The sequence below is a fragment of the Streptomyces sp. NPDC035033 genome (assembly GCF_040636735.1).
Taxonomy (GTDB): domain Bacteria; phylum Actinomycetota; class Actinomycetes; order Streptomycetales; family Streptomycetaceae; genus Streptomyces.
Map to the genome: position 1 here is coordinate 12,426 of NZ_JBEZUZ010000094.1, position 19,008 is coordinate 31,433.

18 protein-coding genes, 1 tRNA gene and 2 pseudogenes are annotated in these 19,008 nt (G+C 75.0%); 9 read left to right on the forward strand and 12 right to left on the reverse strand.

The features are described 5' to 3' along the window. Positions 1–17 precede the first annotated feature (17 nt). From AB0E83_RS29060 to AB0E83_RS29070, 3 genes are all read left to right on the forward strand, one after another. Entirely contained in the window at positions 18–1,286 is a 1,269-nt protein-coding gene (locus tag AB0E83_RS29060) for an aspartate kinase (RefSeq protein ID WP_362118208.1), read from the forward strand. Between the two features lie 367 nt (positions 1,287–1,653). Further along, the gene (locus tag AB0E83_RS29065) at positions 1,654–2,385 is read left to right on the forward strand and encodes a SigE family RNA polymerase sigma factor (protein WP_362118211.1); all 732 of its coding nucleotides are present in this window, start codon (positions 1,654–1,656) and stop codon (positions 2,383–2,385) included. Beyond that, positions 2,382–3,632: a hypothetical protein gene (locus tag AB0E83_RS29070; protein ID WP_362118214.1), complete on the forward strand. Its 1,251-nt coding sequence runs from the start codon at positions 2,382–2,384 to the stop codon at positions 3,630–3,632. The genes AB0E83_RS29065 and AB0E83_RS29070 overlap by 4 nt, the downstream gene beginning before the upstream one ends. 75 nt (positions 3,633–3,707) lie before the next feature. Here the strand turns inward: AB0E83_RS29070 and AB0E83_RS29075 are convergent, their stop codons facing one another. Continuing rightward, positions 3,708–4,457, reverse strand: a complete 750-nt coding sequence (locus AB0E83_RS29075; RefSeq protein WP_362118217.1) for an SURF1 family protein — start codon at positions 4,455–4,457, stop codon at positions 3,708–3,710. 95 nt (positions 4,458–4,552) lie between these two features. Here AB0E83_RS29075 and AB0E83_RS29080 point away from each other — a divergent pair, with 95 nt between their 5' ends. After that, positions 4,553–5,383 (forward strand): class I SAM-dependent methyltransferase, encoded by an 831-nt coding sequence (locus tag AB0E83_RS29080; RefSeq protein WP_362118220.1) that lies wholly within the window; start codon positions 4,553–4,555, stop codon positions 5,381–5,383. On the opposite strand, the gene AB0E83_RS29085 is transcribed toward AB0E83_RS29080, so the two are convergent. Next, positions 5,361–5,660 (reverse strand): DUF6191 domain-containing protein, encoded by a 300-nt coding sequence (locus AB0E83_RS29085; RefSeq protein WP_362118223.1) that lies wholly within the window; start codon positions 5,658–5,660, stop codon positions 5,361–5,363. The two genes, AB0E83_RS29080 and AB0E83_RS29085, sit on opposite strands and share 23 nt — an antisense overlap. A 303-nt stretch (positions 5,661–5,963) precedes the next feature. Further along, positions 5,964–6,992, reverse strand: a complete 1,029-nt coding sequence (locus AB0E83_RS29090) for an AsnC family transcriptional regulator (protein WP_362118225.1) — start codon at positions 6,990–6,992, stop codon at positions 5,964–5,966. A 186-nt stretch (positions 6,993–7,178) separates the two neighbouring features. On the opposite strand from AB0E83_RS29090, the gene AB0E83_RS29095 reads away from it, so the two are divergent. The 3 genes from AB0E83_RS29095 to AB0E83_RS29105 all read left to right on the forward strand — a co-directional run bounded on the left by AB0E83_RS29095 (position 7,179) and on the right by AB0E83_RS29105 (position 10,107). Then, positions 7,179–8,576 (forward strand): tetratricopeptide repeat protein, encoded by a 1,398-nt coding sequence (locus AB0E83_RS29095; RefSeq protein ID WP_362118227.1) that lies wholly within the window; start codon positions 7,179–7,181, stop codon positions 8,574–8,576. Between the two features lie 120 nt (positions 8,577–8,696). Continuing rightward, positions 8,697–9,710, forward strand: a complete 1,014-nt coding sequence (locus tag AB0E83_RS29100; protein ID WP_362118229.1) for a YdcF family protein — start codon at positions 8,697–8,699, stop codon at positions 9,708–9,710. 115 nt (positions 9,711–9,825) lie between these two features. After that, the gene (locus AB0E83_RS29105) at positions 9,826–10,107 is read left to right on the forward strand and encodes a hypothetical protein (RefSeq protein WP_362118231.1); all 282 of its coding nucleotides are present in this window, start codon (positions 9,826–9,828) and stop codon (positions 10,105–10,107) included. Between the two features lie 26 nt (positions 10,108–10,133). On the opposite strand, the gene AB0E83_RS29110 is transcribed toward AB0E83_RS29105, so the two are convergent. Beyond that, positions 10,134–11,324, reverse strand: coding sequence for a serine/threonine-protein kinase (locus AB0E83_RS29110; protein ID WP_362118236.1), 1,191 nt, complete (start codon positions 11,322–11,324; stop codon positions 10,134–10,136). Between the two features lie 287 nt (positions 11,325–11,611). Between AB0E83_RS29110 and AB0E83_RS29115 the strand changes: the two genes are divergently transcribed. Then, entirely contained in the window at positions 11,612–12,490 is an 879-nt protein-coding gene (locus AB0E83_RS29115) for a glycosyltransferase family 2 protein (RefSeq protein WP_362118238.1), read from the forward strand. Here AB0E83_RS29115 and AB0E83_RS29120 read toward each other — a convergent pair. The 7 genes from AB0E83_RS29120 to AB0E83_RS29150 all read right to left on the reverse strand — a co-directional run bounded on the left by AB0E83_RS29120 (position 12,483) and on the right by AB0E83_RS29150 (position 18,406). Further along, a complete protein-coding gene (locus AB0E83_RS29120; protein ID WP_362118241.1) occupies positions 12,483–13,199 on the reverse strand; it encodes an alpha/beta hydrolase in 717 nt (238 codons plus the stop codon). The genes AB0E83_RS29115 and AB0E83_RS29120 overlap by 8 nt on opposite strands. A gap of 83 nt (positions 13,200–13,282) precedes the next feature. Then, on the reverse strand, positions 13,283–14,809 hold the full coding sequence (locus AB0E83_RS29125; protein ID WP_362118244.1) for an SPFH domain-containing protein: 1,527 nt from the start codon (positions 14,807–14,809) through the stop codon (positions 13,283–13,285). A gap of 42 nt (positions 14,810–14,851) precedes the next feature. Then, complete coding sequence (locus tag AB0E83_RS29130; RefSeq protein WP_362118247.1) at positions 14,852–15,355, reverse strand: hypothetical protein; 504 nt, start codon at positions 15,353–15,355, stop codon at positions 14,852–14,854. A gap of 127 nt (positions 15,356–15,482) precedes the next feature. Further along, on the reverse strand, positions 15,483–16,547 hold the full coding sequence (locus AB0E83_RS29135; RefSeq protein WP_362118250.1) for a helix-turn-helix domain-containing protein: 1,065 nt from the start codon (positions 16,545–16,547) through the stop codon (positions 15,483–15,485). An 84-nt stretch (positions 16,548–16,631) separates the two neighbouring features. Then, a tRNA-Pro gene (locus AB0E83_RS29140) sits at positions 16,632–16,705 on the reverse strand. 38 nt (positions 16,706–16,743) lie between these two features. Then, positions 16,744–17,427 carry a Pr6Pr family membrane protein gene (locus tag AB0E83_RS29145; protein WP_362118253.1) on the reverse strand — a complete coding sequence of 228 codons (684 nt, stop codon included), beginning with the start codon at positions 17,425–17,427 and terminating at the stop codon, positions 16,744–16,746. Positions 17,428–17,467: 40 nt separating this feature from the next. After that, positions 17,468–18,406: a metallophosphoesterase gene (locus AB0E83_RS29150; RefSeq protein WP_362118256.1), complete on the reverse strand. Its 939-nt coding sequence runs from the start codon at positions 18,404–18,406 to the stop codon at positions 17,468–17,470. 74 nt (positions 18,407–18,480) lie between these two features. On the opposite strand from AB0E83_RS29150, the pseudogene AB0E83_RS29155 reads away from it, so the two are divergent. After that, positions 18,481–18,918: pseudogene (locus AB0E83_RS29155) on the forward strand (GatB/YqeY domain-containing protein); the annotation flags it as partial. Between the two features lie 5 nt (positions 18,919–18,923). On the opposite strand, the pseudogene AB0E83_RS29160 reads toward AB0E83_RS29155, so the two are convergent. Beyond that, a pseudogene (locus AB0E83_RS29160) lies at positions 18,924–19,008 on the reverse strand (GatB/YqeY domain-containing protein); the annotation flags it as partial.

Consider the following 19,008-nt stretch of genomic DNA (forward strand, 5'->3'; position numbering starts at 1 on the left):
CCGAGCGAGGAGCGCACGTGGGCCTTGTCGTGCAGAAGTACGGAGGCTCCTCCGTTGCCGATGCCGAGGGCATCAAGCGCGTCGCCAAGCGGATCGTGGAAGCCAAGAAGAACGGCCACCAGGTGGTCGTCGTGGTCTCCGCGATGGGCGACACGACGGACGAGCTGATCGATCTCGCCGAGCAGGTTTCTCCCATGCCTGCCGGACGCGAGTTCGACATGCTGCTGACCGCCGGAGAGCGGATCTCCATGGCCCTGCTGGCGATGGCGATCAAAAACCTGGGCCACGAGGCCCAGTCGTTCACCGGCAGCCAGGCGGGTGTCATCACCGACTCGGTCCACAACAAAGCGCGCATCATCGATGTCACGCCGGGCCGCATCCGCACCGCCCTCGACGAGGGCAACATCGCCATCGTCGCCGGCTTCCAGGGCGTGTCCCAGGACAAGAAGGACATCACCACCCTCGGTCGCGGCGGCTCCGACACCACGGCCGTGGCGCTCGCCGCCGCGCTCGACGCCGAGGTCTGCGAGATCTACACCGACGTCGACGGCGTCTTCACCGCCGACCCGCGCGTGGTGAAGAAGGCGAAGAAGATCGACTGGATCTCCTTCGAGGACATGCTGGAGCTCGCCGCCTCCGGCTCCAAGGTGCTGCTGCACCGCTGCGTGGAGTACGCGCGCCGCTACAACATCCCGATCCACGTCCGCTCGTCCTTCTCCGGACTCCAGGGCACGTGGGTCAGCAACGAACCGACAGGGGACAAGGTGGAGCAGGCCATCATCTCCGGTGTCGCCCACGACACCTCCGAGGCGAAGATCACCGTCGTCGGCGTGCCGGACAAGCCGGGCGAGGCCGCGGCCATCTTCCGGGCCGTCGCGGACGCCGAGATCAACATCGACATGATCGTGCAGAACGTGTCGGCGGCCTCCACCGGCCTCACCGACATCTCCTTCACCCTCCCCAAGGCCGAGGGCCGCAAGGCCATCGACGCCCTGGAGCGGGCGAAGGGCGCGATCGGCTTCGACTCGCTCCGCTACGACGACCAGATCGGCAAGATCTCCCTCGTCGGCGCCGGCATGAAGACCAACCCGGGCGTCACCGCGGACTTCTTCCGCGCCCTGTCCGACGCGGGCGTCAACATCGAGCTCATCTCGACCTCCGAGATCCGCATCTCGGTCGTCACCCGCGCCGACGACGTCAACGAGGCCGTCCGCGCCGTCCACACCGCCTTCGGTCTGGACAGCGACTCGGACGAGGCCGTCGTCTACGGGGGCACCGGGCGCTGACCCGGCCGGGGCCGCCGCCCCGCCCCCACCCCGCTCCACCCGCCGCGCCCGGCCGCTCCCCAGCGGCCGGGCGCGGTCGTCGTATCCGATTGTGGTGGCTTCGTAGGGTCTGTGAACATCCTGTGAGCAATTCGGCCCCGGAACCCCCTTGAACTGCGGTGATGCGGTGTCGGACGATGCTCTTCCCCCGTGCTGCAACGGAGAGTTGGGCGGGGCGCGTCTCCACGTTCACCCGCGAACGTGACGTGGGGCACGCGAGGGAACGGGGCATCGGGGGAGAACGGGTACGCATGAGGACGAACGGATCACCGCGCAGAACGGCGGTGCGCGCGTACAACCATTCCGGGGGAACACGAGTCCAACAGGCGTGGCAGACGTACTCGACATCCCTGTGCTCTCCCCGCTCCGCGGGGCGCGCACGGCCGTGCTCCCCCTGCGGGCGACCGGCACCGCACCCGGACGCGGGGCCGCGGTCCGCCCGCTCGGACGTCCGCGCACCCTCGACGGCCCGCCGGTGACCACCGCCGTGCCCACCGAGTCCCGCGCGAGCGGAGTCAGCGGCATCCCCACGCCGCGCGCCAGTGCCGAGGGCGCCGTCGCCGGCGCCGGCACCACCGTCGACCACCTCACCGAGACCTACCGCGCCCACTACCGGTCGCTCCTCGGTCTCGCCGCCCTCCTCCTCGACGACACCGCCTCCTGCGAGGACGTCGTCCAGGAGGCCTTCATCCGGGTCCACTCGGCCCGCCGGCGCGTCCGCGACCCCGAGAAGACCCTCGCCTACCTGCGCCAGACCGTGGTCAACCTCTCCCGGTCCGCGCTGCGCCGCCGCATCCTCGGCCTCAAGCTGCTCTCCAAGCCGATGCCCGACATGGCGAGCGCCGAGGAGGGGGCGTACGACCAGCTGGAGCGCGACGCCCTCATCAAGGCGATGAAGGGGCTCCAGCGCCGCCAGCGCGAGGTCCTCGTCCTGCGCTACTTCGCCGACATGACGGAGGCCCAGGTCGCCGAGACCCTCGGGATCTCCCTCGGCTCGGTGAAGGCGTACGGTTCCCGGGGCATCGCCGCCCTGCGCGTCGCCATGGAGGCGAAGTCGTGAGCCTGGAGCGGGAGGACGCGGAGGAGCGGGACGAGCGCGGCGGGGGCGAGGAGCGCCACGACCCCGACGAACGCAGCGGACGCGTCGCGGAGCGGCGACGCGTCGGACGTGACGACCTGAGCGGACGACTGATGATGGACTTCGATCCCGGCACCGGCGAGGACGGCGGGGAGGACGAGCTCGCGCTGCGGCGGCTGCTCCACGGCGCCGTCTCGGGGCTCGAACCGTCCACGGAGGCCCTCGACCTCCTGCGGCGCGCCGTCCCGGCCCGCCGGGCCCGCAAGCGGCAGGCGCTCGTCGGCGCCGCCGCCGCCGCGGTCCTCGTGGGCACCGCCGTCCCCGCCCTCGTGCACGTCGCGGGCTCCCCGGGGGTCACCGCCGCCCACCCGGTCAACGCCGGCCACGGCGAGCAGGCCCAGGGCGGCACCGGCGCCGAGGCCGACGGCCCCGCCGCCACCGAGGCGCCGGCCGTCAAGGTCTCGCCCACCACCGGCCCCACCAAGGGCGCCACCGACAAGGGCGAGGTCCGCCCCGACCCCACCGGCGCCCCGACCCGGGGGGGCTCCGTCGCCGGCTCCGGCGCGCCGGCCCGCTGCGACGGCGGCACGCTCCGGTCGGCGGGCGGGTACCACAGCGGCCCCGACGCCACCGGCGTCGTCTACGGCGGCTTCACCGTCGTCAACGGCTCCTCCGAGACCTGCCTGATCGACGGCGACGGCCTCGTCGGCGTCACCGCCACCGGCACCGCCGACCCGAGCCGGATCGCCGTCGTGCGGCACAGCAGCGGCGACCCGGCCACCGGCCTGCCCGACCCCTCGCAGGAGTCCTCCTCGGTGCTGCTCAAGCCGGGCGGCTCGTACCAGGTGAAGTTCGCCTGGGTGCCGAGCGAGACCTGCCCGTCCGGCACGATCTCCCCTCCGCCGCCGATCGAGCCGACGCCGACGCCGACGCCCGCCGAGCCGACGCCGACGCCCACCGAGCCGACGCCCACCCCGTCCGAGCCGACGCCCACCGCCAGCCCCGGCGGCGAGGGCACCGACCCGGGCGGCGCCGAGGCCGGCGGCACCGGGACCGGCACCGGCACCGGTACCGACAGCGGCGTCGCCACGCAGCTGCTGCGCGCCGAGCCGACCCGGGGCGGCGTCGTCGTCAGCCACACCGCGGAGCCCGGCGGCCCCACCGTCACCACGGTCCTGACCGACGCCTGCGCCGGCACGGTCTACCGCACGGGCCTCCTCAAGGGCTGAGCCGGACGGACGACGGGAAGGGGCCGCGGGATCGATCCGATCCCGCGGCCCCTTCCCGTGCCGTCCGCGCGGCCGTCAGGCCTCCGCCAGCCCCAGCGCCTCGTCGCGGGCCGCCTCCGCCTCCCGGCGCACCAGCCGGAACCACATGAAGACGACGAAGCCCGCGAAGACGAACCACTCCGCCGTGTAGCCGAGGTTCTGGAAGGCCTTCGCGTCCAGGCTCGTGCCCGCCGCCGCGGTCGCCGGCACCGGCGTGAGACCGGCGGGCGGGTCGGCGAGCGTGACCCAGGCGTCGTACACGTCGTCGTCCACCAGGTTCACCAGCGCGGCCGCGCTGATCATGCCGAGCTGCCCCTCGGGCAGTCCGCCCGCGGTCCGCACGCCCTTCGTGCCCTGGTTCTCCGAGGCCTGGAGCGCGCCCACCACCGTCACCTCGCCGGACGGCGGGGCCGGGACCGCCGCGCCGGCCGGCAGCCAGCCGCGGACGACCGGCAGCGACCTGCCCGCCTCCGTCCGCAGCAGCGTCAGCACGTACGCGCCCGGCCGGCCGTCCAGCTCGCGGTCCGGCACCAGGAACTGCTTCCCGTACCGGCCGCGGGCCTCGGCGGTCCGCCCGGAGGTCTCCTTGTCCACCGGCAGCAGCGACGCCAGCGGCGCCGCGTCCGGCGCGGTCGCGGCCGGCCGCCGCTCGGCCTCCTGGTGGGAGTCGACGCGATCCTCGAACTTGCCCAGCTGCCAGGTCCCCATGAAGACGCAGAACGGGATGGCCAGCAGGACGAAGAGATTGATCCCCCACCAGCGGGGGGTCCTCAGGAACCGGTACACGCCCCCCACGGTACGGGGGCGGGGCCGGCGTCCCTCCAGGAGGGCTCCCGAATACTCGCTCGCTCCCCCGTGACCCGGCGGTTAACCTGCGGCGCATGTACGCACCGACGCCCGAGGACTGGCACGAGGCCAACCGCGCCCGCTGGGACGAGCGGGTCCCGATCCACGCCGCCAGCGCCTTCTACGACCTCGACTCCTTCCGCGCCGGCAAGGAGGCCCTGCGCGACTTCGAGCTCGCGGAGGTCGGCGACGTCACCGGCCGCAGCCTGCTGCACCTCCAGTGCCACATCGGCCTCGACACCCTCTCCTGGGCCCGGCACGGCGCCTCCCGCGTCGTCGGCCTCGACTTCTCCGAGCCGGCCGTCGAGACCGCCCGCTCGCTCGCCGCCGACCTCGGCCTCGGCCCCGACCGGGCCGCGTTCGTCGCCTCCGACGTGTACGACGCCGCCGAGGCCGTCCCGGACCGGGCGTACGACATCGTCTACACCGGCGGCGGGGCGCTGTGCTGGCTGCCCGACCTCGACCGCTGGGCCGAGACCGCGGCCTCGCTGGTCGCCCCCGGCGGCTTCGTCTACGTCTCCGAGTTCCACCCCTTCACCGACTCCCTCGACGACGAGACCGGCAGCCGGGTCGTGTACGACTACTTCGTCCGCGACCCGTGGGTGGACACCACCCCCGGCACCTACGCCGACGTCGACGCGCCGACCGTCCACAACCAGAGCGTGGAGTGGGTCCACCCGGTCGGCGAGGTCGTCACCGCGCTCGCCCGGGCCGGGCTGCGCATCGAGTTCCTGCACGAGCACGACGTCACGCTCTTCCCCCGCTACGAGGCCCTGGAGCGGCACGAGGACGGCTACCACCGCTTCCCGGCCGGCCGGCCCCGCGTCCCGCTGATGTACTCGCTCAAGGCCTCGCGTCCGGCCTGAGCCGGATCACCGCGCGCCCGCCCGCCAGGTCCACCGTGGTCCGGCGCGGCGGCGCGCCGTCCTCCTCGTCGTCGCGGAGGAGCAGCGCGCTCTGCCGCTCCTTCAGCTCGCTCTGCTTGCCGGGCGAGAAGGTGGCGTGCAGCTGCTCGAAGCCGGTCGAGGAGACCGTGCCCCGCCGCTTCCCCCGGCCGGTCATGCGCAGGAACTGGTCGGCGAAGGCGATCGCGGTCAGCAGGATCACCAGACCGGGCAGCGTCAGGAACACGGCGAACTCCATGCCCCCAGCAGACCACGAGCGGGCGGGGCACCGGAAGACACGGGGACGGGAGGGGCGGACCGGGGCGGGTCTGGACGGGCCTGGGCGGGTCTGGACGGGTCCGGGCGGGGCCGGGGTGACGGCTCGGGCTTCCGGCCGTACGCGGCGCGGCTCAAGCTTCCGGTCGTGCGTGGCGCGGCCCGCGGCTCGGGCCTCCGGTCGTACGCGGCGCGGCTCGGGCCTCCGGCGTACGCGGCGCGGCTCGGGCTTCCGGCCGTACGCGGCGCGGCTCGGGCTTCCGGTCGTGCGTGGCGCGGCCCGCGCTCAGGCCTCCGGCCGTACGTGGTGCAGTCTGCGGCCGTCCGCGCCGAGGACCTGCGCCCCGATCTTGTACGTGCGCAGGCTGACCGCCGTCCCCGTGATCCGCAGCGCGGGGGCGGCCCGGACCAGCCCCGCCGTGATCTCGTGCAGCTCCTCGACCGAGCCCAGCCACATCGCCACCGCCAGGTTGTGCGGCCCGGTCACCGAGGTGATCACCTGGGTGCGGCGGAGCCGGGTCAGCGCCCCCACCGTCGCCGGCTCGTCCAGCGGCGCCACCTGCGCCGTCACCATCGCCCACACCGGGCGTCCGGAGAAGCGGGGCGCCGGCTGGCAGTGGTGGTGGAGCGCGCCGCCCGCCGCCAGGGCGTCCAGTCGGCGCCGTACCGTCGACTCGCTCGTGCCGCACGTCCGGGCCAGCTCGGCGGCGCTCCGGCGGGCGTCCCCGGCCAGCTCCGCCACCAGCCGCCGGTCCAGCTCCGACACCTGGGAGACCACGCGCGCGCGTGCCCCGTCCCGCCGCTCCAGGGCGGCGGCGTCCGCGAGCAGCCGGGCCTGGGCGGGGGCGAGCTGATCGATCCGGGAGCGGTAGGGGCGGTTGTGCATCCGGGTGACGACCTGGGTGCGGGCCCGGAGCACGCCGGGCAGCCGGCGGACCCGGCCGGTGACGTAGGCGTCGAGGGCGGGCAGGTCCGGGGCGATCAGCAGCAGCACCAGGTCGGCGCCGCCGGTCACCGCGTGCACGCCGAGGGTCCCGGGATCGCCGGACAGCTCGATCGCGGTGGCCTCCGTGGTGCCGGCGGTGCACTCCAGCTCGACCCAGGCGTACAGCGCGGACTCACCGCCGCGCCGGGCGATCAGCAGCGAGGTCCAGGCGTAGCCGCCGGCGGTGAGGTGCTCCCAGCGGCGGGCGAGGGTGTCCGGGCCGGCCCCCAGGACGGTGGAGAGCTGGGTCCAGCTCGCCCGCGGCAGGATCTGGAGGGCGTGGATCAGCGACATGTCCGCCTCGCCCAGGACGGATTCCCCGGTACGCATTTTCCTCCTTGGCCGATCCCCGGGAAACCGTGGTCACGGGCCCCGGAGCACCCCAGGATGTGGACCAGGGCATATGCATTCAAGCCGCCTCCGCGCCGGACGGCCACGACATCGGACGGAAGTCACAGCGACGGCGCCCGGCGGCGGAGGTCTCCGAGGAACGAGGACGTACGGGGGATGGAGTCCATGGGGCGAGGACCGGGGGAGACGCCCGGATACGAGGTGTTGTGGGGCGAACCGGTCGGTTCCGGCCAACTCGCCGCCGCCGAGGAGGGGTACGCGGAGTGCGGGCCGGCCGAGCGGCTGCTGTGGGAGCGGCTGTCGGTCTTCGAGGGCGCCTTCGACCGGCGGGCGGTCGAGGAGGTCTGCGGGTACGGGGCGCTGGCCGGCGCCGACGTCGGGGCCGTCCTGGACCGGCTGGCGCCCCGGGCGCTGCTGCCGGTGGACGACCTGTTCGACGAGGAGGACGGCGGGCCGCGCCACTGGATGCCGCACGCGGTGCGGGCGGTGGGGGCCCGGCGGCTCACCGTCCGGGGCGACCGCTGGGTCGTGGTCCTGCACCACCGCAGGTGGTGCGTGAAGGTCGCCCGGCGGGCCGCCGAGTGGTGGCAGCGGGGCCGGCAGCTGGACGCCCGCGACCTGGCGCTGCGGGAACTCCCCGACCTGGCCGCCGCCATGGACCCGACGACGGCGCCGCTCGCGCCCGGCGACGAGGCCGGGCCCGCCCTGGAGATCGCGGTCTCGCTGTGGTTCCTGTGGGTGGCCTGCGGGCGGACCACCGAGGGCCGGACCCGGCTGCGGCACGCCCTCGCGCTGCACCAGGGCCCGCCGCCCGCCCGCGCCCTGTGGCTCGCCGCCTTCCTGGAGCTGGAGGCGGGCCGCCCCGAGGACGCCGACCCGCTGCTCGTGCAGGCGTGGGCGAGCGCGGTGCGGGACGGGGACGAGCGGTGCCTGGGGCTCCTCGCCCACCTCCGCGGCGCCATCGCCCTCTACCAGGGCCGGACCCGGGCGGCGGCGGACGAGTTCCGGGAGGCGCTGGAACAGATCGGGGACGTCCCCGAGTTCGGCCCGACCCGGGAGGCGTGCTGGGCGTCGCTCGCGCTCTGCTACAGCCGCACCGACCCGGAGGCCGCCCAGGAGGCGCTGGACCGGCTGGAGCAGGACGGGGCGGGGCGGCGGACCTGGGCGGGCCGCGACATCTACGCCGACGCCTGGGCGGACCACGCGCGGGCCGAACTCCTCGCCTGGGACGGGGTGCGGGACCGCGCCGCCGAGCACGCCCGCCGGGCGCTCCGCGAGCACCTGCGGCTCGGCTCCGCGGTCGGCGCCTCCTGCGCGGCCGAACTCCTCGCCCGGATACGGCTGCTCGACGGCCGTCCCGACCGGGCGGCCCATCTCCTGGGCGCCGTCGACCTGTTGCGCACCTCGGCCTTCGACACCTCGTACCGGCCGGCGCGGTACTGCACGGCGGCGCGGGACCGCGGCGACGTGGCGCTGCGGTCCCTCCTCGACGACCCGGAGCTGCGGAAGGCGTACGAGGAGGGCGCGCGGATCGGCCTGTTCGCGCTGTCCCGGGAGCGGTGAGAGCGCCCCCCGGTAAGGGGACCACTCGTACGGGGTGGGGACGGACGGGCCGTCGAAGAGTTGTCCACAGCTTCGTCCGCGATCCGCTCCGGCGCGGGGCGCGGTGCCTACGATGACGTCATGATCGCTTTCGCGGTGTCCGCCCTGTTCCTCCTCCTCTTCGGGACCGGCGTCCTGCGCGACCGCCGCCGCTTCGGGAACGCGGTGTACCTCGGTCTCGCCGTCACCTTCCTCGGCCTCGGCCTGCTCTCGGCCGTCGACGAGCTGCCGCCCGGCCTGACCGAGACCGTGCTCGTCCTGCTCCTGCTGGTGCTCGGCCTGGGGCCGATCGTGCTGGCCGGGCTGCTCTGCGCCAACGGCGTCGAGATGGTCCGCAAGGAGGGCAGACGCCCGGCCAACCTGCTCTCGCTCCTCGCCGGCCTGGGCATATTCGGGGTGCTCGGGCTGATGGCGGTCGCGATCGCCGTCCGCTCCCGCGTCCTCGGCGTCGTCGCCGTCACCCTGCTCCTCGTCCTCGGTTACGTCTCCTTCCTCTTCGTCTGCTTCGTGGGGTACGCCTTCCTGTACGGCCGGATGCGGCTGCGCCGCGACGCCGGCTTCGTGGTGGTCCTCGGCTCCGGCCTGATCGGCGGCCGCCGGGTGCCGCCGCTCCTGGCGAGCCGGCTCGACCGGGGCCGGGAGGTGTACGAGCGGCTGGCGGCGCGCGGCGGGGGCGCGCCGCCGCTCCTGATCGCCTCCGGCGGCCAGGGCCCGGACGAGGAGCTCCCGGAGTCCCACGCCATGGCCGCGTACCTGGTGGAGCGGGGTTTCCCCGAGGACCGGATCCTCCGCGAGGACCGCTCCCGCTCCACCGAGGAGAACCTGCTGTTCAGCAGGGAGCTGATGGAGGCGGAGCGGCCGGGCGCCGGCTGCGTGATCGTCACCAACGACTTCCACGCCTTCCGGGCCGCGCTCATGGCCCGCAAGGCGGGGGTGGACGGCCAGGTGGTCGGTTCGCCGACCGCCGCCTACTTCTGGCCGAGCGCCACCATCCGCGAGTTCGCCGCCGTCTTCCTGGAGTACCGCGCGGTCAACCTGTCGGTCTGCGCCCTGCTGGTGGCCCTGGGCTGCGCGGGGCTGGCGGCCACGGTGTGACGGCCGGGCGGGCCCGGTCCGGAGGGCGGGGGCGGGCGGGCGTCCCTACCCTGGAGGGACGGGGGTGTCCGGGGTGCCGGAGGAGGTGCCCGGAGCCGTCCGCGGAGGTGACCCCATGAGGCGACGCCACCATTTCCACATCGACTACCGGGGCCATTCGGTCTCGGCGACCGTGGAGACCGGCCTGCGGCCCGTGGTCGAGGTCCTGGTGGACGGCAAGGAGACCGGGCACGAGACGGGCCGGGGAGACCGGCCGGTGGCCGTCCCCGTCGAGCTGCCGACGGATCCGCCGACGCCGGCGACCGTGCGCGCGTCCCTGGGGCCGGGCGTGCCCCGCTGTCTGCTGATCGTCGAGGGCGACGCGGAGCCGCACGTCATGGCACCCCGGCTGTACTGAGCGGCGGCGGTGCCGGGCGGGCCGGCTCAGGAGAGCCAGGCCATGCCGATGAAGAGGAAGACGACGAAGGCGAGGACCCCGGCGACGGCGGCGGTCTTGCGGGGCCGGCGGCGGGACAGCTCGGCGAGCGCGCCCCCGGTGGACCCGCCGGTCCGCGGCGCGGGCGGCCGCCGCCGCCCCGGCCCGCCCGCCGGGGCGGACACGGCCGTGGGCGCGGGCACCGGGCCGGACCCCGGCCCGGGGGAGGGGAGGCGCGGGGAGGGCATGGCGGGCAGGGCGGAGGCCGGGGCCGGGGCCGGTGCCGGGCGCGCGGCCAGGCCGGGCCCGGCCGGTACGGCGCCGCGCCCGGCGCCCGGCGCGGGGCCGCCGGCCGGGGGCATGGCGGGCGAGGCGGGGCGGGGCGCGTACTCCCGCCAGGCGCCGGAGCCGAACCAGTCGGCGATGGCCTGCGCCGGCGGGCGCTGCTCCGGCTGCTTGGCCAGCAGGCTCAGCAGGTACGCCTCGAAGGCGGGGGTGAGGACCACCCCGAGCCGGCTCGGCGGCGTCGGCGCGCTGTCGATGTGCTGGTACAGCAGGGCGGTCGCGGTGTCCGCGCGGAACGGCGGGTGCCCGGTGAGCAGCTGGTAGAGGACGCAGCCCAGCGAGTACACGTCGGAGGCGGGCGAGGCGGGCTTGCCGAGGGCCCGCTCCGGGGCCAGGTAGAGGCCGGTGCCGACGATCTGCCCGGTCGTCGTCAGCCCGGCGGACGGGTCGTCGACGAAGCGGGCGATGCCGAAGTCGGCGAGCTTGACCGTGCCCTCGGCGTCCATGAGCAGGTTGCCGGGCTTGATGTCGCGGTGGACCACGCCCTGCCGGTGGGCGGCGGCGAGGCCGGCGGCGGCGTGCGCGGCGACCACGGCGACCCGCTCGGCGGGCAGCACCAGGGGGTGGGCGGGGGAGGAGGCGAGGCTGTCGCCCTCGACCAGCTCCATCACCAGGAAGAGCTTGCCGTCCCAGGTGCCGAAGTCGAAGACGCCGACGACGTGCGGGTGGCTGAGCCGGGCGGCGGTCTGCGCCTCCAGGCGGAAGCGGTCGGCGCCGGACGGGTCGGTGGACTGCGCCAGCATCAGCTTCACGGCGACGGGCCGGCCGAGGACCTCGTCGGTGGCCTGCCACACCTCGCCCATGCCGCCACGGCCGATACACCCGTGAAGCCGATATCGGTCCGCGACCAGCACCAGGAGACGCCCTTTCGACAATCGATCACTTGACGGCAGAGGACCAGGGTAGAGCCGCCGCGCGTGCGGTCTCGCCGCGCTCCCCCCGAAGCGGAACCGCCGTCGTACGCACGGACGTACGGGAGGGCCCCGGGGGTTCCGGCGGGGGCGGATGTGCCCCGGCGGGTTCCGTCCGGGTTCCGCCAGGGTTCCTCCGGGGTTCCCGGAGGGTGAACAATGGGTGCCGTGGGGCCGGCGGTCGCCGGCCCGTACGCGAGACCCGACCCCGAGCTGGAACGGAGTGGACCGTGGCGCGACCGCGAGTGGGCGTGGCGGTACTGACGATGGGCACCCGCCCCGCCGAGCTGGGCGCGCTGCTCGACTCGGTGGCGAAGCAGGACGAGCCCCCCGCCCGGATCGTCGTGGTCGGCAACGGCACCGGTTCGCTGCCCGCCCTCCCGGACGGCGTCACCGGCGTGGAGCTGCCCGAGAACCGCGGGGTGACCGGCGGGCGGAACGTGGCCATCGACACCCTCCGCTCCTTCGGCGACGTGGACGTCCTGGTCGACCTCGACGACGACGGCCTGCTGGTCGACACGGACGTCTTCCGCCGCCTGGCGGACCTGTACGAGACCGAGCCGGAGCTCGGCGTGGTCTCCTTCCGGATCGCCGACGAGACGGGCGAGACCCAGCGCCGGCACATCCCCCGGCTCGGCGCGAAGGACCCGATGCGCGGCGGCGAGGTGACCACCTTCCTCGGCGGCGGCCACGGCCTGTCGATGCCGATGCTCGACCGGATCGGCGGCTGGCCGGAGGAGTTCTTCTTCGCGCACGAGGAGACCGACCTCGCCTGGCGGGCCCTCGACGCGGGCTGGCGGATCCGGTACGAGCCCGAGCTGCTCCTCCAGCACCCGAAGACCAGCCCGGCCCGGCACGACGTCTACTACCGGATGACCGCCCGCAACCGGGTGTGGCTGGCCAAGCGGAACCTCCCGGCCCCGCTGGTCCCGCTCTACCTGGCGGTCTGGGTCCTCCTGACGGTCGCCCGCACCCGCTCCGCCAAGGGCCTGCGCTCCTGGTTCGCGGGCTTCGCGGAGGGCCTGCGGACGCCGGCCGGCCCGCGTCGCCCGATGCGCTGGTCGACGGTGCTGCGCATGACGCGCCTGGGCCGCCCCCCGATCATCTGACGCCGGCCGTCAGGAAGTCCTCGACCAGGTCCGCCCACCCCTCCGGGTCCTCCCAGAACGGCAGGTGCCCGGTGGCGAGTTCGGCGGTCCGGGCGCCCGGGACGGCGGCGGCCAGCGCCCGCTGCCGGGCGGGGGAGACGAGCGGGTCCTCGGTGGTGACGACGACGAGCGCCGGCACCGCGAGCCGCCCCAGGTCCTCCCGTACGTCGATCCGCTCGGCGAGCTCCAGATGGGCGGGGGTGCCGGCCGGCGGGGCGGGGGCGAGCGCCAGCGCGGCCCGCAGCAGCGCCGGAGGGGTCCGGTCCAGGAACGACGCGCCGAGCCCGGCCAGCGCCAGGTGCTCGCCGAGCAGCCGGTGCCGCCCGCTCTCGTACAGCCCCCGCCAGAGGGAGAGGCCCAGGAGCATCCGGTGGTCGGGGCGGGCGAAGGGCGCGGTCAGCACCAGCGCGGTGACCCGCCGCGGATGCCGGACCGCGAGGCGCACGGCCAGCGGGGCGCCGAGCGAGTACCCGCAGACGGCGAAGGTCCCGGCCCCGGCGGCGTCCGCGGCGGCCACGAAGCCGTCCACGACCTCGTCGGCCCCCGCCCCGCCCCGCTCCGGCAACTCCCCCCGCACGCAGCGGAACCGGCCCCCCAGCCGCCGCGTCAGCGCGCCGAAGTGCCTCTCGGTGTCCCCTCCGCCGCCGTGCACCAGCAACAACCCCGTCACCCCGGCACCCCGCCCTCCACGTCGACCCGGCCCCGCCCCTGCCTATCACGGCGGGGCGGGGCGGGACCGGGCGGCGTCCGGACCTAGTCGGTGATCTCCACCTTCCCGTTCACCGGGGCGGCCGGGGCCGGGGGAGCGGGTGCGGCCTTGGCGGTGAGGCCCTGGAGGAGGGCGGCCAGGTCGACTCCCGTGGTGGCGCCGAGGAGTTCGATCCCCTGGGACACGTTGTCCGCGACCGCGCGGGGCAGCTTCCCGGCGCCGTCGGTGGAGATGACCGTCATCCTGTCGATGGCGGAGAGCGGCTCGGCCGCCTTCGCGACGACCTGCGGCAGGACCTCCACCAGCATCTGGAGCACGGCCGCGTCGCCGTACCGCTCGAAGGCGTCGGCCCGCTTGTGCATGGCCTCGGCCTCGGCGGCGCCCTTGGCCGCGACGGCGGCGGCCTCCGCGTCGCCCTCCAGCCGGACGGCCTCCGCGATCGCGGCGCGCCGGGCCCGCTCGGCCTCGCCGCGCTTGGCGCCCTCGATGGCCTCGGCCTCCGCCAGGGCCTGGCGGCGCTGCTTCTCGCCCTCACCGGTGAGCCGGGCCCGCTCGGCCTCGGCCTCGGCCGCCGCGATGGCCGCCATCCGCTCGGCCTCGGCCTGCTTCACCCGGGCGGTGCGCTGCGCCTCCGCCTGCTGCTCGGCCTCGTACCGCTTGGCGTCGGCGGGCTTGCGGACCTGGGTGTCGAGCTGACGGTCGGTCAGCGCGGCCTGCCGGGCGGCGACCTTCTCCTGCTCGGTGAGGATGTCCTGCTGGCGGGCGGCCTCGGCGAGCGGCCCGGCGGCGTTGGCCTGGGCGGCGGCCTCGTCGGTCTGCGCCTTGATCTCGGCCTGCTTCAGGTACAGCGTCCGCTGCGCGACCGCGATCTCCTCCTCGGCCTTCAGCCGGGCCTGTTCGGCGGCCCGCCGGGCCTCGGCCTCGGCGATGTCGGCCTCCTGCTTGGCGCGGGCGGCCTCGGGCCGGCCGAGGTCCTCCAGGTAGGAGCCCTCGGTGGTGATGTCCTGGATCTGGAAGGCGTCCAGGACGAGGCCCTGGCCGGAGAGGCTCGCCTCGGCCTCCTCGGCGACCTGCCCGGCGAAGGCGGCCCGGTCGCGGATGATGTCCTCGACCGACATCCGGCCGACGATGGACCGCAGCGCGCCGGAGAGCACCTCCTGGGTGAAGCCGACGATGCCGTCCTGCTGCATCAGGAACCGCTGGGCGGCGGCGCGGATGGAGTCCTCGGTGCCGCCGACCTTGACGATGGCGACGCCCTCCAGGTTGGCCTTCACCCCGCGCAGGGTGACGGCGCCGCGCACGGCGACCGGGATGTGCCGGCTGGAGAGGTCGAGGGTGAACTTCTGCTGCACGAACGGCACGACGAAGACCCCGCCGCCGACGACGACCTTCTGGCCGCTGTTGTCGGTGTAGACGCGGCCGGTCGCCGGATCGGTGGCCTTCTTGCCGCGCCGGCCGGTGATGATGAACGCCTCGCTCGGCCCCGCGACCTTGTAGCGGGTGACGACGGCGAGGCCGAGCAGGACGAACAGGACGACGATGCCCACCACGGCGGTGAGGACAGGGCTCATGACGGAACCCCCTTCGGTCGGATCGGACGAGGGGAACGGCGGTCAGCGGTCGACGGGGCGCACGAGGACGGAGGTCGGCGAGAGGACCGACTCGACCCACACCTCGGTGCCGCGCGCGACGGCCCGGGAGGACCTGGCCGCGTACTTCACGGGCTGGCCGGCGAGGTGCAGCAGCACCTCGCCGTAGCCGTCGGCGGGGATGGCGGTGACCACCGCGCCGGCGCTGCCGGTCAGGTCCTCGCCGCGCGGCGCGGGCGCTCCCGTGTCGCGCAGCAGGACCCGGCCGAACCGCCAGGTCCCCCACCCCACGCCGATCCCCGCGACCGCGCCCGCGCCGGCGGCGGCCCCCGCCCCCGCACCGGTGGCGCCGAGCACCAGGGCCCCCGTGAAGCCGAGGGCCGACAGGAACCCGGCGACCACCGGCAGCGACAGGAACCCGTCCGGCCCCCCGAGGCCGTCGAGGAGCCCTTCCAGGACCCCGTCGACGACCAGACTCAGGACGAGCAGCAGCAGACCGCCGATGCCGAGACCGAGAAACCAGACCATGTCCCCGCTCCTTCGGCCGCCGCTTCCTGTCGCCTTCACCAGGAGCGTCTCATCACGGGGGCCCCGCGCGCATTGCCGGTGACCGGCAATCTTTACGCGCTCTTGATGCCGTCCGGGGACGGTCGGCTCACGGCTCCTGGCCGGGCCAGTCCAGCAGCCGGGCGCCGATCGCGGCGGTCTGGAGGGTGTACCGCTGGGTGGGGTCGCCGGGGTCGGCGCCGGTGAGCCGGCGGATGCGGTCCAGCCGGTACGAGACGGCCCGCACGCTCAGCCCGAGCCGCCGGGCGGCCTCGGTGGTGACGCAGCCCGCGTCGAAGTAGGCGTGCAGGGTGTCGAGCAGCGGCCGCGCCCCGCCCCGGGCGGCGGCGAGCGGCCCGAGGACGGTCTCCACCAGGTCGGCCATGGCCTGCCGGTCCCGCCCGAGGACCGGATAGACGAGCAGGTCGGCGGCGTACAGCACCGGCCCGTCGAGCCCGATGCGGCCGGCGAGGTCGAGGGCGCCGAGCGCCTCCTCGTACGAGTGGACGACGCCGCCGGCGCCGGGGTGCGGCCGCCCGATGGCGACCAGGCTCTCCTCGTCGGCGGCGTACACCCGCTTGGCGAAGTGGGTGAGGACCTCGGGCTCGTCGGCGGGGGCGACGCAGATCAGCCGCCCGTCCTTGGTGGTGAGCAGGATCCGCCGGGTGTCGAACCGGGCGAGCAGCGAGGACTCGACGCCCCGCGAGACCGGCGCCCCGTCGCCGAACGGCTCGGGGGCCTGGGCGACGGCCACCGCGTGGGCGTGCGAGAGCAGCAGCCCGAACCGCTCGGCCCGCTCGGCCAGCCGCCCCAGGTCGCTGCGCCCGTACAGCAGGTCGTCGACGAACTCGCGCCGTACGGCCTCCTCCTGCCGGACGGCGAGCCGCTGGGCCCGCTCGTGCCCCTCGGCGAAGGCGTCGACGGCCTGCTCGACCGCCCCGAGCAGCAGATCGGGGTCGGTCCCCCGGGGCAGCCCGGCCCGCACGGTCCGCGCGGCGGCGAGATGGGCCCGCACGAGCGCCCGCAGCCCGACCCCCGCCTCGGCGGCCCGCTCCCCCCGCCCCCGCAGCCCCTCCAGCTCCTCCCGCGTCAGCCGCCGGCCCGTGGCACACACCCCGGCCAGAATCCCGGCATACCCGTCGAGGTACTCCCCGTACGCCTTCTCCCCGCTCACGGCCCGCTCCCCCCGGCTCTGTTTCTTCCGGAAACGACTCAGGGTCCGACCCGCTGAGCGGATCGGACCCTGAGTCTCTGGCTGTCGGGGTGGCGGGATTTGAACCCACGACCTCTTCGTCCCGAACGAAGCGCGCTGCCAAGCTGCGCTACACCCCGATGTCGCTGCTCTGTTCTTCACGTCGCGGCGACATCGATTACTTTAGCCCACCCGCGCCCAGAGACGAAATCCGGTTTCGGCGGCCCGCCACCGCAGGTCGGAGGCGGTCGGCCAGGACGAGGAGGAGGCCGAGGGCGTAGAAGGCGAGACCGAGGACGAGGGCGTTGACCAGGACGCCGGCGTAGCCGTGGGCGGTGACGTCGAGGAAGGGGTACGTGTACCGGGCCGGGGCACCGGCCGGGAGCAGGGCGCCGCGGACGAGGGCGAAGACCAGGTACGTGCCGGGGGCGGCGAGCCAGAGGACCGCGTGGCGGGGGCGGAAGGCGCCGGGGCGGGTGAGCAGCAGCCAGTCCAGGACGGCGCCGAGCGGGGTGACGGTGTGCAGGAGCTGGTTGGAGACGGCCCGGGGGCCGGTGAGCGCGTCGATGGCGGCGGCCTGGTTAAAGGCGCTCGACGGGTTGTCGAGGACCAGGTGGAAGACGAGGCCGACGATCGTGACGCAGAGCAGGGTCCCGCCGGTCCGGACGACCGGGAGCGGCGGCCGGCCGGTCCAGGCGCGGACGGCGCCGAGGCCGAGGACGACGGCGACGGCGGTGTTGGTCCAGATCGTGAAGAAGCTGAAGGCGACCAGCGGGTTCCCGACGGCGCAGTCGATCGTGACGCCGGTCGCCGCGGCGAGGGCGATCAGGCCGCGGACGACGGCGGTGAAACGGTTCGGCATGCGGTCACGGTACGGGGACGGGCGCGCCCCCGTACGGAGTTCAGGCGCGTGCCGTCAGGGTGAGCAGCGTCGCCTCGGGCGGGCAGGCGAAGCGGACCGGGGTGAACCGGTTGGTGCCGCAGCCCGCCGAGACGTGCAGGTGGGAGGTGTGGCCGCCGGCGGTGTGGGTGGAGAGGCCCTTCGCGCGGCCGGTGTCGATGTCGCAGTTGGTGACGAGGGCCCCGTAGAAGGGGACGCACAGCTGCCCGCCGTGGGTGTGCCCGGCGAGGATCAGCTCGTAGCCGTCGGCGGTGAAGGCGTCGAGGGCGCGCAGGTACGGCGCGTGCACGATGCCCAGGGAGAAGTCCGCCGACGCGTCGGGGCCGCCGGCCACCCGCTCGTACCGGTCCCGCTTGATGTGCGGGTCGTCCAGGCCGGTGAAGGCGAGGTCGGCCTGGGGCAGCTTGAGCCGGCCGCGGGTGTTGGTGAGGTCCACCCAGCCGGCCGCGTCGAAGGCGTCCTTCATCCCCTCCCAGGGGTTGTGCACGGCGCCGACGACCGGCTTGTTGCCGTTGAGCCCGTGCCGGCCCTGCGCCTTCTCCACCAGGTAGCGGGCGGGGTTGCGCAGGCGGGGGCCGTAGTAGTCGTTGGAGCCGAAGACGTACACGCCGGGGAACTCCATCAGCGGGCCCAGCGCGTCGAGGAGCTCCGGCACGGCGCCGGTGTCGGAGAGGTTGTCGCCGGTGTTCACGACGAAGTCGGGGCGGAGCCCGGCGAGCTTCTGCAGCCAGGCGCGCTTCTTGCGCTGGCCGCACACCATGTGGACGTCGGAGACCTGGAGGACCCGCAGGTCGTCCATGCCCGGCGGGAGGACGGGGACCGTGATCCGGCGGAGCCGGAAGGACCGGGCCTCGAAGCCCGCCGCGTAGACGAGTCCGGCCGCGGCCGTCGCCGCGACGCCCGCCGTGATCTTCAGGGGGATGCCGTACCGTGCGCGCATCCCCCCATCGTTGCAGACCCGCGGGGCGGAAATGGACGGGCGGGGGGCCGGGGGCACCTGCCACACTTGATGCCATGACCACGCTCAAGGCAAGGCTTCAGGACGACCTCAACGCCGCGATCAAGGAGCGCGACGAGCTGCGCTCCTCGACCCTGCGGCTGACCATCGCCGCGATCACCAAGGAGGAGGTCGCGGGCAAGACCAAGCGCGAGCTCTCCGACGACGAGGTGCAGAAGGTGATCGCCAAGGAGGCGAAGAAGCGGCGCGAGGCCGCGGACGCCTTCGAGCAGGGCGGTCGTGCCGAGTCGGCCGAGCGCGAGCGTGCGGAGGGCGTCGTCCTCGACGCGTACCTGCCGAAGCAGCTCACCGACGAGGAGCTGGAGGGGATCGTCGCCGAGGCGGTCGAGGAGGCGCGGGCCGCCGGTGCCGAGGGCCCGCGCGCCATGGGCGCCGTCATGAAGATCGTGAACCCGAAGGTCGCCGGCCGGGCCGAGGGCGGCCGGGTCGCCGCCGCGGTGACGATCCCCTCCAGCTCCTCGTCGGTGAGCTGCTTCGGCAGGTACGCGTCGAGGACGACGCCCTCCGCACGCTCGCGCTCGGCC